This window comes from bacterium, assembly GCA_024224155.1.
In the GTDB taxonomy this organism is placed as follows: Bacteria; Acidobacteriota; Thermoanaerobaculia; order Multivoradales; family JAHEKO01; genus CALZIK01.
In genome coordinates, this window is the sequence record JAAENP010000342.1 from 1 (window position 1) to 680 (window position 680).

1 protein-coding gene is annotated in these 680 nt (G+C 64.4%); it reads right to left on the reverse strand.

What is annotated here, in order from left to right; genetic code table 11:
• Positions 1-680, reverse strand: a 680-nt coding sequence (locus GY769_17200; GenBank protein MCP4203656.1) for a HAMP domain-containing protein, incomplete at both ends; no start/stop codon positions are given.

A 680-nucleotide genomic window follows, 5' to 3' on the forward strand; every position in this document is an offset into this window, starting at 1 on the left:
CTCGGTTCGAACAGAGTGGCGAACTCGAGAGCGTCGGATTGCGGCAGCTCGGAAGGCAACAGGCTCTGCTGCAGGTCCCGGGCGATTTTGAGCTCCTTCTCCAGAATCTCCTGCTGGGCCGCGGTGGCGACCAGCTGCTCCAGGTTCTCGGCCATCTGGTTGAAGGATTTCTGAAGCTCGCCGACCTGGTCGTTGCGTCGCACCGGTATCCGAGCCGAGAAATCGCCGGCCCGAACGGCGTCGGTAGCCACGCTCAGGCGGTTGACCGCTCGGCTCAGGGTAAAGATCATGAACAGCGCCATCACGAGCGCTGCGGCGTAGATTGCCGCCAGCAGGCTGGCCAGTGAGATGAGTCCGGCCCAGGCCGCCGTGTCGACTTCCGCCGAGCTCGACAGGAGATAGCGCGTGACTCCGCGGGTCGTGCCATTGAGGGTGGCGGTAACGTACTCGGCGACCACCTGGCCGTCGTCGAGCGAGAGCAGGTCTCTCGAGACCTCGTTCCACCATAGCCAGGGTTTGTCGACGAAGCCCTGGCTCGGCTGCTGGCCGGCGAAGTACTCGGCACGCTCCTTCGAGCCTCTGGCCAACGTCACCGGTTGGAGCGAGTACTCCTTGCCGCCGAAGCTGATCCGGGTTCGCGATCCCTTGCGCGGATCGTCGGAACGGTAGAGCTTGACCCA